This window comes from Stenotrophomonas sp. Steno-Z1 (assembly GCF_056393175.1).
In genome coordinates this window covers 322,289-335,971 of the sequence record NZ_JBWJPB010000003.1, presented here as the reverse complement: position 1 = coordinate 335,971, position 13,683 = coordinate 322,289, and the positions used below count along the sequence as shown (strand labels likewise).

Here is a 13,683-nt window from a genome sequence, read left to right as displayed (position 1 = left end):
CCTGCCAACGCTGCCTGCATGCAACGTCGCGACTTCATCCGCAATGCTTCCCTGGCCCTGGCCGCGATCGGCTTCCCGGCGTTGCCGGCGTGTGCCGCGCAAGGCAACCAGCTTGGGCTGCGCCGGCTCGGCCAGCCGCAGCCGTTCGATTTCGCCACCCTCAAGGGCCAGGCGCGCGCGCTGTCGCAGGCCGCCTACCAGAGCCACAAGCGCACCCTGCCCGGTCCGCTGGAGGCGCTGGACTGGGATCAGTACCAGTCCATCAGCTACCGCCAGGACCACGCCCTGTGGGCGGACAAGCCCGGCAAGTACCAGGCCAAGTTCTTCCACCTGGGCCTGTACTTCCATTCGCCGGTGCGCATGTACGACGTGGTCGATGGCACCGCGCAGGAACTGGCCTACGACCCGGCCGCGTTCAATTACGGCAAGAGCGGCCTGAAGGGCAGCCACCTGCCGGCCGACCTCGGCTTTGCCGGCTTCCGCCTCAACACCCGCCAGGACACCGACCGCGACTTCGCCGCGTTCCTCGGCGCCAGCTACTTCCGTGCGGTCGGCAAGGAAGGCCAGTACGGCCAGTCCGCGCGTGGCCTGGCAATCGACACCGGCATGGGCAAGCCGGAGGAATTCCCGGATTTCATCGCCTACTACCTGGAACAACCGGCAGCCGACTCCAACACGCTGGTGGTCTATGCGCTGCTGGATTCACCGAGCGTGGCCGGTGCGTACCGTTTCGCGATCACCAATGGCGACGTGCTGCTGATGGACATCGACTGCGCCCTGTACCCGCGCAAGGCGATCGAGCGCCTCGGCATCGCCCCGTGCACGAGCATGTACCAGGTCGGCGAGAACGACCGCCGCATGGACTGGGACTGGCGCCCGGAAATCCACGACACCGACGGCCTGTCGATGTGGACCGGCAGCGGCGAGTGGATCTGGCGCCCGCTGTGCAACCCGCACAACCTGCGCTTCAACATGTTCGTGGACAACAACCCGCGCGGCTTCGGCCTGCTGCAGCGCGACCGCAACTTCGACCACTACCAGGACGACGGCGTCTTCTACGAGAAGCGCCCGTGCCTGTGGGTGGAACCGAAGGGGCAGTGGGGCAAGGGCTCGGTGCAGCTGGTCGAGATCCCCACCGTCGATGAAACCTTCGACAACATCGTGGCGTTCTGGAACCCCGAGGCCAAGCCGCAGCCCGGCCAGGAGCTGCTGCTCGGCTACCGGCTGTACTGGGGCGCCGAACCGCCGGCGCGCCCGCCGCTGGCGCACTGCGTGGCCAGCCGTACCGGCCTGGGCGGTGTGATCGGCAAGAAGCGCGCGTACTTCTCGTGGCGCTTCGCGGTCGATTTCGAGGGCGGCGAACTGGCCGCGCTGATCGACAAGGGCGAGGTCGAAGCAGTGGTCCAGGCCAGCCGTGGCCGCGTGGAGATCGTCTCCGCGCGTCCGCTGCGCGAGATCAAGGGCTACCGCGCCATGTTCGACCTGGTCCCGCCGGACGATTCCACCGACCAGATCGACATCCGCCTGTACCTGCGCAGCGCCGGCAAGACCCTGACCGAAACCTGGCTGTACCAGTACAGCCCGCCGCCAAAGGGCGCGCCGGAACGCACGTTGTACTGACCGGCCCTCGGCAGCGCACCGATCCCCAGGTAGAGCCGAGCCATGCTCGGCTGCTCTAGGCGCACAGATCACCGCCACCCTGATCAGCCCCAGGCAGCGCGCACCGATCCCCGGGTAGAGCCGAGCCACGCTCGGCTGCTCTAGGCGCACAGATCACCGCCACCCTGATCAGCCAAGGCAGCGCACCGATCCCCGGGTAGAGCCGAGCCATGCTCGGCTGCTCTAGGCGCACAGATCGCCGCCACCCTGATCAGCCGCAGGCAACGCGCACCGATCCCCAGGTAGAGCCGAGCCACGCTCGGCTGCTCTAGGCGCACAGATCACCGCCACCCTGATCAGCCCAAGGCAGCGCACCGATCCCCAGGTAGAGCCGAGCCATGCTCGGCTGCTCCTGCCGTCGCAATCACCGCCACGCGCCACCGCCGGGTGGCAATCACCGCCACACTGCCTGTCACGCCGAGCATCGCTCGGCGCCACCGCCAGTAGGCGATCAGATCGGCAGCTTGGCCTGCGCCGGGTCGATCTTGGCTTCGCCGCGCGTGATCTTCTTGAACTCCGCCCGGCTCACCGACACATAGCGCTCGTTGCCGCCGATCTCCACCTGCGGGCCGTCCTGCACCGCGTGGCCGTGTTCGTCCACGCGCACGGTCATGGTGGCCTTCTTGCCGCTGTGGCAGATCGTCTTGATCTCCTGCATCTCGTCGGCCCAGGCCAGCAGGTACTGGCTGCCCTCGAACAACTCGCCGCGGAAATCGGTGCGCAGCCCGTAGCAGAGCACCGGGATGCGCAGCTGGTCCACCACCTCGCTGAGCTGCCAGACCTGGCTGCGGCTGAGGAACTGGGCCTCATCCACCAGCACGCAGCCGAGCTTGCCGTGGACCTCCAGGTCCTCCGCGATCAGTTGCTGCAGGTCGGTGTCGCGGTCGAAGGCCACGCCGTCGGCCTTCAGCCCGATCCGCGAGGCGACCACGCCGCGCCCGGCCCGGTCGTCCAGGCGGGGGGTCAGGATGGCCACGCGCATGCCGCGCTCGTGGTAGTTGTGCGCCGACTGCAGCAGGGTGGTGGTCTTGCCGGCGTTCATCGCCGAATAATAGAAATAGAGCTTGGCCATCGGCCAATTCTAGACGCCTGGCCGGCCGGCGTCGCCGCCCGCCCACCCCGGCGGACGCTTTCGTCCGCCCCCGGTGACGGTCCCGCCCAGGCCGGGCGGCCCGGTACAATGCCCCTCCCCCGGAGATGGCATGCACGGTCTCAACCCCCCCCAACGCGCGGCAGTCATGCACTGCGAAGGTCCTCTGCTGGTGCTCGCGGGCGCCGGCAGCGGCAAGACGCGCGTCATCGTGGAAAAGATCGCCCAGCTGATCGCCAGCAAGCGCTACCCGGCGCGGCGGATCGCGGCGATCACCTTCACCAACAAGTCGGCCAAGGAAATGCGCGAGCGCGTGGCCAAGCGCCTGCACGGCGGGGATGCCGAGGACGTCACCATCTGCACCTTCCATGCGCTGGGGCTCAAGTTCCTGCAGATCGAGCACGCGGCGGTGGGGCTCAAGCGCGGCTTCTCGATCTTCGATGCGGACGATGCCACCTCGCAGGTCAAGGACCTGATGTACGGGGCCAAGCCGGACGATATCGAGGACGTGAAGAACCTGATCTCGCGCGCCAAGAACGCCGGCCTCTCGCCCGAGCAGGCGATGGCGGCGGCGCGCAGCAACCGCGAGAAGGAAGCTGCCAGCGTCTACGAGCGCTACCAGCTGCGCCTGACCGCGTTCAACGCGGTCGACTTCGACGACCTGATCCGCCTGCCGGTGCAGGTGCTGGAAGAAAACCCGGAGATCGCGCTGGCCTGGCGCGAGCGCATCGGCTACCTGCTGGTGGACGAATGCCAGGACACCAACGATGCGCAGTACCGGCTGCTCAAGCAGCTGGCCGGCAGCAAGGGCAACTTCACCTGCGTGGGCGACGATGACCAGTCGATCTACGCCTGGCGCGGTGCCAACCCGGAAAACCTGCAGCAGATGGCGCGCGATTACCCCGCGCTGGAAATCATCAAGCTGGAGCAGAACTACCGCTGCTCCAACCGCGTGCTGCGCGCGGCCAATGCGCTGATCGCCAACAACCCGCACGAGCACCTGAAGAAGCTGTGGAGCGACCAGGCCGACGGCGAGCGCATCCGCGTGTGGGAGTGCCGCAACAGCGAACACGAGGCGGAGAAGGTCGCGGCGGAGATCGCGTTCCTGGCCACGTCCAAGAAGATCCCGTGGAGCGATTTCTGCATCCTGTTCCGCGGCAACTTCCAGTCGCGGCCGCTGGAAAAAGCGCTGCAGCTGGTGCGCGTGCCGTACCACATCACCGGCGGCACCGCGTTCCTGGAACGCCAGGAGGTCAAGGACACGCTGTCCTGGCTGCGCCTGCTGGTGAACCCCGATGACGACACGGCGTTCATGCGCGCGGTGCAGTCGCCCAAGCGCGAAGTCGGCGCCGGCACGCTGGCCAAGCTGGCCGAGCTGGCTTCGGAAAAGGACCTGCCGATGGCGCACGCCGCCGAGGCGATCGGTGCGCTGTCGCAGCTCCCTCCACGCGCGGCCAATGGCCTGAGCCGCTTCACCGACATCCTGCGCGACCTGCGCGCGGAGATGCCCAAGCTCAGTTCCGGCGACCTGGTGCGCAAGCTGGTGAAGGAGTCCGGCCTGGTCTCGGACCTGCGCAGTGCATGCAAGGAAGAATCGGTCTACCAGCGCCGCCTCGGCAACCTGGAGGAGTTGGCGCAGTGGTTCGAGGGCGGCCCGCGCGGTGCCACCACCGCCGACCTGGCCGCGCAGCTTGCGCTGCTCTCGCGCAACGACAAGGACGATGGCGGCAACCAGGTCCGCATGATGACCATGCATGCCTCCAAGGGCCTGGAATTCCCGTATGTGTTCATCATCGGCTGCGAAGACGGCGTGCTGCCGCACCAGGTCAGCCTGGATGAAGGCAACCTGCAGGAAGAGCGCCGCCTGCTGTACGTGGGCATCACCCGCGCCAAGGTGCAGCTGTGGATGAGTTACAGCAAGCTCACCCGCAAGTTCGGCGAGCACGTACGGCTCAAGCCGAGCCGTTTCTTCGATGAGATCCCGGCCGAGGAAATGCAGCGCGACGGCGCCGACCCCGTCGCCGATGCGGCGCGCAAGAAAGAGCGCGCCAGCGCCGGATTGGCGGCGATCCAGGCGTTGTTCGACTGACCCAACGCCCGGTAGAGCCGACCGTTGCTCGGCTGCCCAATGTGCCAGTAGAGCCGACCGTTGGTCGGCTGCCGTTCCCGAGACGCGTCGGCTGCCGTGTGCCCGCTCCAAGGGCAGCCGACCAACGGTCGGCTCTACCGCGTTCGCGGCGCGCACTGCACAATCGGGGCATCGTCCCTTGCAGTGACCCGCATGTCCGCTGTTATCCAGACCGACCGCCTGCACCTGCGCCTGATCGATCCCGACCACGATGCGGCCGACATGCTGGCCCTGCTCAACGAGCCGGGGTTCATCCGCAACATTGCCGACCGCGGCGTGCGTACGCTGGCGCAGGCCCGCGACTACACCGCCGAGCGCGTGCTTGGCAGCTACACGCTCAACGGCTTTGGCATGTACGCCATCATCCGCCGCAGCGACGGCGCGTGGCTGGGCAATGCCGGGCTGGTGCGCCGCGATGGCCTGCCGGCGCCGGATATCGGCTATGCATTGCTGTCGGAGTACGAAGGCAACGGCTACGCGTTCGAAGCCGCGCGCGGAGTGATGCACTACGCCCGCGATGTGCTCGGTTACACCGACCTGTACGGCATCGTTTCCCCGGACAACCTGCGCTCAGCCGCGTTGCTGCGCAAGCTGGGCATGGAAGACCGCGGCGACCTGCTGCTGCCGCCGCCGCACGGCGGGGATGTCGTGCTGCTGTTCGCCACGCCGGGCGCGCCGGGCCCCTGATACCGCGTAGCCGAGCATGGCTCGGCTCTACCGCCGGTTGGTCATGGGTAGAGCCGAGCCATGCTCGGCTGCCTTTCAACTGCCCAACTGCGCGCGCAAGCTGGGCATGGAAGACCGCGGTGACCTGCTGTTGCCGCCGCCGCATGGCGGGGATGTCGTGCTGCTGTTCGCTACGCCGGGCGCGCAGGCTCCCTGGCGCCGCTTAGCCGAGCATGGCTCGGCTCTACCGCCGGTTGGTCATGGGCAACGCCGGGCCGCGCAGCCGAGCATGGCTCGGCTCTACCGGCGGTTGGGCATGGGTAACACCGGGCCGTGCAGCCGAGCATGGCTCGGCTCTACCGGCGGTTGGCCATGGGTACACCGGGCCGCGCAGCCGAGCATGGCTCGGCTCTACCGCTGGTTGGTCATGGGGTACACCGGGCCGCGCAGCCGAGCATGGCTCGGCTCTACCGGCGGTTGGTCATGGGTAGAGCCGAGCCATGCTCGGCTGCCTTTCAACCGCCCAACTGCGCGCGCAGCTCGGCCAGTTGTTCCTGCAGCTCGGCCACGGTGGCTTCCAGCTGCTGCACGCGCGCCTCCAGTGCCGGGTTGCCGGCGCCGCTACCGCCACCGCTTGACGATGCCGCCTTGTACTGCTCGGCCAGCGCCTGTCCATCCACCGGGCCACCCAGCAGATGCATGTAGCGGTCTTCGCGCTGGCCGCTGGCCCGCGGCAGCTGCACCGCCAGGCCGCGCTGGATCATGCGCTCGATGTGGTGGCGCACCTCTTCGGCGTCCTGGAACTGGAACAGGCGCTCGCTGCGGGTCAGCAGCTCGTTCACCGTCTGCGGGCCGCGCAGCAGCAGCAGGCCCACGATCGCCAGCTGCTGGCGGGTGAGGTCCAGCGCGCTGCCGGCGCGGTGCTCGTAGCGCTCGGCGCGCGAGGAGAACTGCTGGCGGGCCAGTCCCATCGACTCCAACTGGCGCAGCGCGTGGTGAACATCGCCCGCGGACAGGGCCATCACCGGCTCGCGTGCGGTCTTCTGGTTGGCGGCCACCTGCGCGGCGTTGACCGTGAGCGGGTAGGCGTCCGGGGTGGTCGCCTCCTTCTCGATCAGGCAGCCCAGGGCGCGGGCCTGGGCCGGGCTCAGCACGGGCAGGGCGGGGGTCTGGGTGTCGTCGGTCATGGCGCGCTCCGGGGTGTTTCAGGGGCGTGCAGCATAGCCGAGGCCCGCACCGCACATGATTGCCGCCGGACAAGCCGGTAAACTGGCGCGACTCTGTTGCTGGTGACCCCGATGCGTCGTACTGCTGCTGTTTCCCTGTCCGTGCTTGCCTGCGCCGTGATGGCGCTCAGTGCCTGCAAGCGCACCGAAGCCCCCGCCGAGGCCGCCCCGGCAGCGGTTGCCGCTGCTGCCGCGCCCGCCGCCACCGGTGACGCCGCGGTGTCCGCCAACGACAACCTCAACGCGGTGCTGTGGATGCAGCGCGCGCAGGAGTACAAGGCGATCACCGAGCAGACCTACCGCGCCGCCGCCGACCACCTGGACAAGGCGCTGAAGGAAGCCAACTGGGACGCGCTGGTACCGGAGGAACGCGGCAACGCCGCCAAGGGCCTGAAGCCGGCGGTGGTGCTGGACGTGGACGAGACCGTGCTGGACAACTCGCCCTACCAGGCCCGCCTGGTGCGCGACGGCAAGGAATACGACGAACTCAGCTGGGACCAGTGGGTGGCCGAGAAGAAGGCCAAGGCGATCCCGGGCGTGGTCGATTTCGCCAAGGCCGCCAACGCCAAGGGCGTGACCCTGCTGTACATCTCCAACCGCGCCGTGCACCTCAAGGAGGCCACCCTGGCCAACCTGCGTGCCGAAGGCCTGCCGGTCGCCGATGACAGCGTGTTCCTGGGCTTGGGCACGGTGGTGAAGGACTGCGAACAGGCCGGCAGCGAGAAGAACTGCCGCCGCCGCCTGGCCGGCCAGCAGTACCGCGTGCTGATGCAGTTCGGCGACCAGCTGGGCGACTTCGTGGAAGTCACCGCCAACACCAACGACGGCCGCGACGCGCTGCTGCAGCAGTACCACGACTGGTTCGGCGAGCGCTGGTGGATGCTGCCCAACCCGACTTACGGCGGCTTCGAGCCGGCCCAGTTCAACAATGACTACAGCCAGTCGCGCCAGGCCCGCCATGATGCCAAGCGCGCCGCGCTGGACTACGCGCCGTGAGCCGCGCCCCGCTGCCGCTGCGTGACGATCAGCGCCTGATCTTCGCGCTCGACGTGCCGGGCCGCGACGAGGCGCTGGCGTGGGTGGACCGGCTCGGCGACGCGGTCTCGTTTTACAAGATCGGCATGGAGCTGCTCGCCTCCGGCGAGTACTTCGACGTGCTCGAGGCCCTGGCCGCGCGCGACAAGCGCGTGTTCGTCGATCTCAAGTTCTTCGACATCCCGGCCACCGCCGCGGCGGTGATCAAGCGGCTGTCGCAGTGGCCGGTCAGCTACGCCACCATCCACGGCTGGCACCCGGCCATGATGGAGGCCTGCGCGGCCGCCAACGGCAGCGACATGCGCCTGCTGGCGGTGACCGTGCTGACCTCGATGGGCCGCAGCGACCTGGCCGGGATGGGCATCGACCGCGAACCGGTGGACGTGGTGGTCGAACGCGCGCTGGCCGCCCAGGCTGCCGGCATCGACGGGGTGATCGCCTCGGGCCAGGAAGCCGGCCCGATCCGCGCGGCCACCGGCGCGGGCTTCTCGATCGTGTGCCCGGGCATCCGCCCCGGCGGCCCGGTCGGCGATGACCAGAAGCGCACCGTTGGCGTGGCCCAGGCGTTCGCCGACGGTGCCGATGCGATCGTGGTCGGGCGGCCGATCCGGCTGGCCAACGATCCGCGTGCGGCCGCCGAGGCGATCCAGCAGGAAATCGCCAGCGCCTGGCGCACCCGCCAGGGCTGAGGCAGCCCCGGCCGCATTCCGGATCGGCGTGCGGCCTGCCCCGGCAGCCGCATCGGCCGTCCAGCGATGAACGTCATTGCCTGGTAGGGCGCTCCCCGCCGATGGCCGGCACTTGCCCGGCACTTGTCCGGCGCTCGACACGGGCGCGACCTGCACAGGTCAGGCGCGCCCCTCGCAATCGCCGCGCGTCTACCTCGGGAAACCCCGCGTCGCCCGCCAACAGCGCAGCGCGCCGCAGTTCGCCGCGCCCCTCCTGCGATGGAATGAATCCTGCCGGCACGACGTTGCCTGGCGATCCCATCATTGCAATGGAGGTGCTGCATGCATGTGTTTACCCGACTGGCCCTGGCCACCGGCGTCCTCGGTCTTTCCTTCGCCGCGCAGGCGGCTCCCGCACCGCTCAACGGCGCGCCCCTGCGGCCATTGATCATCGGCGGGGTGGATGCGTCACCCGGCCAGTATCCCTTCATGGTCAGCCTGCAACGGCTGGACTTCGGCGATTCGGACCATACCCGCCACTGGTGCGGCGCCACGCTTATCTCGCCGTCCTGGGTACTCACCGCCGCCCACTGCGTGCAGGGGGCCAAGCCTGCCGGCTACGCGGCGCTGGCAGGGGCCACCGCGTTGGACACCACCGCGCGCAAACGCACGTCCAACATCCGTGCGATCCACGTCCATCCGGCCTTCAACAGCACCACGCTGGCCAATGACGTGGCGTTGATCCAGCTGCGCAAGCCGGTCGAGGGCCTCGCCCCGGCCCTGATGCTGGAGGGCAGCGACAGCGACTACCTGCTGACCGGCCGCATGTTCGACGTGATCGGTTGGGGCGATACCGGGCTGGAGGGCGCGGCCGGCTCGCCCACCGTGCTGCAGACAGTGAAGACCCCGTTCGTGCCCTTCAAGACGTGCCAGCAGGCGTACCCGAGCCTGCAGGCCGGCACGTCGATCTGCGCCGGCACCGAGGGCATCGACAGTTGCCAGGGCGATTCCGGTGGCCCGCTGCTGGTGCAGCGGCGCGGCGCTTGGACGGTGCTGGGCGTGGTCAGCTGGGGCCAGGGCTGCGCCCAGGCGGGCTATCCGGGCGTGTATGCCCGGCTGGCCGATGGCTACGTGCGCGACTTCATCACGGCCACCTGGACCGGTGACTGACGGCCGGTAAAGCCCGCCCGTTGGACGCGGCGGACGACACTGCGGGTGCACCGCCGCTGGCGGCGCAGGGACGTTCGCCATCACACGCACGCCGGGCGTCGTGCGCAGACTTCACCGGCTCGGGCCAGGCTGGGGCGCCCTGCCAGCGACGGCGTCCCCCACGCCTGGCCACGTTGCCCACACGAGAATGAAATAACGATAGGGTTCAATAAGTTGGACCCCCCGGCCCGCATCCCGGCGGAGTCCGGCTTGCCGCTGCGGGGGCGCAGGCCGCAAGATGCGGACCGGTCCGGGGAGTCCGAATTCATGTCCATGTCGTTGAAGTCGTGGCAGTACCGGGGGCATGCGTTGGCGCTGGCCCTGTGCGGGGTGGTGCTGCTCAGTGCCTGCAAGGGCGATCGGATCGATCCGGACACACCCGCGGCCGAGCCGGTCGCGGCCCTGCAACAGCTGGCCCGGCAGGTGGCCGACAACGACCTGCTCGGCTACGCGCGCGCCTCGGTGCCGCCCGCCGACTACGCCCGCCTGCAGGTGGCCTGGGCACAGGGGCACAGCCGTTGGCCACTGACCGAACTGCCGCTGGATGGGCAACTGCTGCCGATGCTGGCCGCGCTGTCGGCGCCGGACGCCCCGCAGCGCCTGCAGCGCTCGTTCGACGCACAGATTGCCGGCCAGGCCACCGGGGTGCGCCAGGCGGCGCATTCCATGGGCCTGTTCGGGGTGGAGTACCTGCGCAACCAGACCGACTACACCGATGCCCAGCGCGCCCACTACAGCCAGGTGGTGAACGCGTTGAGCAAATGGGCCGCCGCTGCGCCGCTGACCGACAAGCAGCGCGCCAAAACCACCATCACGCTGTTGACTGCCACCGCGCGGACCACCGGGCTGTCCACCGACGAACAGCTGCAGGCCGCCGGCATGGAGGGATCGCTGCGCCGCCTGGGCCCGTTCTTCAAAGCCTTCAAGACCGCGCTGGCCAGCTATGGGTTGTCGCTGGACGGGGCGCTTACCGGCCTGCGCGGCGAGGTCGTGTCGGAATTGGGCGATGATGCCGTGGTCCGCGTGCAGTACCCGCTGGCCGGCGAACAGATCGAAGCGCAGGTGCGGATGACCCGCCGCGATGGCCACTGGTATGTGAGCCGCACCCTGGAGGACGCGCAGGCGCTGCTGCAGGCCGCACAGGCCGCACAGGCCCAACAAGCTGAACATGATGACCCGCAGGGGGCCGAAGCAGAGGCCGCCGCGCAGGTCAAGGACGGTGCTTCTGCACCGGCTAAGCCATAATGAAGCCGATGCCGAACCAGAATCCCCTGCCTTTCCCCGGCGAAGAGCCGCCCAAGACGCTGGACGCTTCGTCCGCGTCGCCCGACAGCGTGGCCGCCACCGGCGCCCCGGCCGACCCCGGCCAGGCGAGCGCCGCTGCCGCCGCCGTGCCTGCCGAGGCCGAGCCTGGCGCGGTCGCGCCGGCCGCCATCGTTCCCGGTACCCGTGCCCCGGTGGGCCGCCGCCCGTGGTGGGCACGCCTGCTCGGCCGGCTGGTCGAGCCGTGGCTGTCGCTGAAGATCGAACCGGAACAGCCCGGCCAGTACAACGACGGCCGCCCGGTGGTCTACGTGCTGGAAGACTACGGCCTGTCCAATGCGCTGATCCTGGACAAGGCCTGCCGTGAGGCCGGCCTGCCCTCGCCGCTGGTGCCCATCGCCGGTGATCCGACCGGGCGCAAGCGCGCCTACGTGGCGTTGTCGCGCCGGAGCAGCAGCAACTCGCTGATCCCCGAGCAGCGCGGCGCCAAGACCCACTCCGATTCGCTGGCCAAGGTGCTCCAGGCCCATCGCGCACGCGATGAGCTGGACGTGCACCTGGTCCCGGTATCGATCTTCGTCGGCCGCGCGCCGGACAAGCAGAGCGGCTGGTTCGCCGTGCTGTTCTCGGAAAACTGGGCGCTGGTGGGCCGTTTCCGTCGCCTGCTGGCGGTGCTGCTCAATGGCCGCAGCACCATCGTGCGGTTTGCCCCGCCGATCTCGCTGCGCAGCACGATCAACGAGGGGCTGGACCCCGAGCGCACCGTGCGCAAGCTCCAGCGCGTGCTGCGCACCCACTTCCGCCGCATTCGTGAGTCGGTGATCGGGCCGGACCTGTCCACCCGCCGCCTGCTGGTGGACAAGGTGCTGGACGCGGACACCGTGCGCGAGGCGATCGCCTCGCAGGCCAAGCGCGACAACTCCAAGCCGGCCGATGCGTGGAAGAAAGCCCACGCCTACGCCTGGGAGATCGCCGCGGACTACTCCAGCCCGGCGGTGCGGTCGGCCAGCTTCATGCTCAGCCATGTCTGGAACCGCATCTACGCCGGCGTACTGGTCCACCACCTGGACAAGTTCAAGGCGGCCGCGCCCGGGCACGAAGTGGTTTACGTGCCCAGCCACCGCAGCCACATGGACTACCTGCTGCTGTCCTACCTGCTGTACGACCGGGGCATCGTGCCGCCGCACATCGTGGCCGGCATCAACCTCAACCTGCCGGTGGTCGGCACCTTGCTGCGCAAGGGCGGGGCGTTCTTCATCCGGCGCTCCATCCGCGGCAACGCGCTGTACTCGGCGGTGCTCAGCGAATACGTGGCGCAGCTGGTGGCCGGTGGTTACTCGATCGAATACTTCGTCGAAGGCGGCCGCTCGCGCACCGGGCGCCTGCTGCAGCCCAAGGGCGGCATGATCTCGATGACGCTGCGCGCGTTCCTGCGCCAGCCGCGCAAGCCGGTGCTGTTCCAGCCGGTCTACATCGGCTATGAAAAGCTGATGGAAGGCGGCAGCTACCTGGACGAACTGTCCGGGCGGCCCAAGGAAAAGGAATCGATCTGGTCGCTGCTGTGGTCCATCCCCAAGGTGCTCAAGCAGAACTACGGGCAGGTGGTGGTGAACTTCGGCGAGCCGATCGCGCTCAACGACGTGCTGGCCCGGCAGGCGCCGGAGTGGAACGGGCAGCCGGTGGGCGAGGACGAGAAGCCGTCCTGGCTGTCGGGCACGGTCGACCACCTGGCCGAGCGCATCCAGGTGCACATCAACGGCGCCGCCGACGTCAACCCGATCAACCTGCTGGCGCTGGCGCTGCTGTCCACGCCCAAGCACGCGATGGGCGAGGCCGACCTGATCGCGCAGATCGAACTGTGCAAGACGCTGCTGGTGGAGATGCCGTATTCGGACCGGGTGACGGTGACCCCGCACTCGCCGGAGCGGATCATCGCCCACGCCGAAGAAATCAACGTGCTCACCCGCATCAAGCACCCGCTCGGCGACGTGCTCAGTGTCAGTGGCGACACCGCGGTGCTGCTCAGCTACTTCCGCAACAACGTCATCCACCTGTTCACGGCGTCGTCGTGGGTGGCCTGCTGCTTCCAGAACAACCGCCGCATGAGCCGCACCGGCCTGGTCCAGTTGGGCCGCACGGTGTATCCGTTCCTGCAGGCCGAGCTGTTCCTGCCGTGGACCGAGGACGAGTTTGCCCAGCGTATCGAGCAGACCATCAACGTGTTCGTGCGCGAAGGGCTGCTGCAGAACATCAACGATGACGACGGCGGCATCCTGGCCCGCAACACCGGGCAGACCGACGAGGTGTTCCGCCTGCGCGCGATCGGCCACTCGTTGCAGCAGGCCTTCGAGCGGTATTACATCGCCATTTCGGTGCTGGTGAAGAACGGCCCCGGCACGCTGGGCGCGGCGGAACTGGAAAGCCTGTGCCAGCAGGCCGCGCAGCGCCTGAGCCTGCTCTACGCACCCGCCGCGCCGGAATTCTTCGACCGCACCTTGTTCCGCGGCTTCATCCAGAAGCTGCGCGAGCTGCGCCTGGTGTGGCCGGACGAGAACAGCAAGCTGCTGTTCGACGCGCGCCTGGATGCCTGGGCCAAGGATGCCAAGTTCATCCTGGGCCGCGAACTGCGCCACACCATCGAACGGGTGAGCCCGGAAGCGGCCAAGCCGGAAGAACCGGTCAGCACGGATTGACGGACGCGGATGCGCCGAGGCGTATCCGGACGTATCCGGATCTTGA

General features: G+C 68.8%; 10 protein-coding genes. 8 read left to right on the top strand and 2 right to left on the bottom strand.

Annotation, left to right across the window (positions count from 1 at the left end):
- Positions 1–18: 18 nt before the first annotated feature.
- Positions 19–1,620, top strand: a complete 1,602-nt coding sequence (locus AC06FD_RS12180; RefSeq protein WP_259207907.1) for an OpgD/OpgG family glucan biosynthesis protein — start codon at positions 19–21, stop codon at positions 1,618–1,620.
- Between the two features lie 490 nt (positions 1,621–2,110).
- Here AC06FD_RS12180 and AC06FD_RS12175 read toward each other — a convergent pair whose 3' ends face one another.
- Positions 2,111–2,731 carry a thymidine kinase gene (locus tag AC06FD_RS12175; RefSeq protein ID WP_259207906.1) on the bottom strand — a complete coding sequence of 207 codons (621 nt, stop codon included), beginning with the start codon at positions 2,729–2,731 and terminating at the stop codon, positions 2,111–2,113.
- 130 nt (positions 2,732–2,861) lie between these two features.
- Here AC06FD_RS12175 and AC06FD_RS12170 point away from each other — a divergent pair, with 130 nt between their 5' ends.
- Both AC06FD_RS12170 and AC06FD_RS12165 read left to right on the top strand, forming a co-directional pair.
- Entirely contained in the window at positions 2,862–4,838 is a 1,977-nt protein-coding gene (locus AC06FD_RS12170; RefSeq protein ID WP_259207905.1) for a UvrD-helicase domain-containing protein, read from the top strand.
- 192 nt (positions 4,839–5,030) lie between these two features.
- Complete coding sequence (locus AC06FD_RS12165) at positions 5,031–5,564, top strand: GNAT family N-acetyltransferase (RefSeq protein WP_478077940.1); 534 nt, start codon at positions 5,031–5,033, stop codon at positions 5,562–5,564.
- A gap of 494 nt (positions 5,565–6,058) precedes the next feature.
- Here AC06FD_RS12165 and AC06FD_RS12160 read toward each other — a convergent pair whose 3' ends face one another.
- Complete coding sequence (locus AC06FD_RS12160) at positions 6,059–6,730, bottom strand: YceH family protein (protein WP_478077939.1); 672 nt, start codon at positions 6,728–6,730, stop codon at positions 6,059–6,061.
- A gap of 111 nt (positions 6,731–6,841) precedes the next feature.
- Here AC06FD_RS12160 and AC06FD_RS12155 point away from each other — a divergent pair, with 111 nt between their 5' ends.
- From AC06FD_RS12155 to plsB, 5 genes are all read left to right on the top strand, one after another.
- Positions 6,842–7,765: a 5'-nucleotidase, lipoprotein e(P4) family gene (locus AC06FD_RS12155; protein ID WP_259207900.1), complete on the top strand. Its 924-nt coding sequence runs from the start codon at positions 6,842–6,844 to the stop codon at positions 7,763–7,765.
- Positions 7,762–8,493, top strand: a complete 732-nt coding sequence (gene pyrF, locus AC06FD_RS12150) for an orotidine-5'-phosphate decarboxylase (protein ID WP_394164382.1) — start codon at positions 7,762–7,764, stop codon at positions 8,491–8,493. Before AC06FD_RS12155 ends, pyrF begins: the two co-directional genes overlap by 4 nt.
- A gap of 321 nt (positions 8,494–8,814) precedes the next feature.
- Positions 8,815–9,642 (top strand): S1 family peptidase, encoded by an 828-nt coding sequence (locus AC06FD_RS12145; RefSeq protein WP_478077938.1) that lies wholly within the window; start codon positions 8,815–8,817, stop codon positions 9,640–9,642.
- A gap of 306 nt (positions 9,643–9,948) precedes the next feature.
- The gene (locus AC06FD_RS12140) at positions 9,949–10,926 is read left to right on the top strand and encodes a hypothetical protein (protein ID WP_478077937.1); all 978 of its coding nucleotides are present in this window, start codon (positions 9,949–9,951) and stop codon (positions 10,924–10,926) included.
- On the top strand, positions 10,926–13,637 hold the full coding sequence (plsB, locus tag AC06FD_RS12135) for a glycerol-3-phosphate 1-O-acyltransferase PlsB (protein ID WP_478077936.1): 2,712 nt from the start codon (positions 10,926–10,928) through the stop codon (positions 13,635–13,637). The genes AC06FD_RS12140 and plsB overlap by 1 nt, the downstream gene beginning before the upstream one ends.
- The last annotated feature ends 46 nt before the right edge of the window (positions 13,638–13,683 follow it).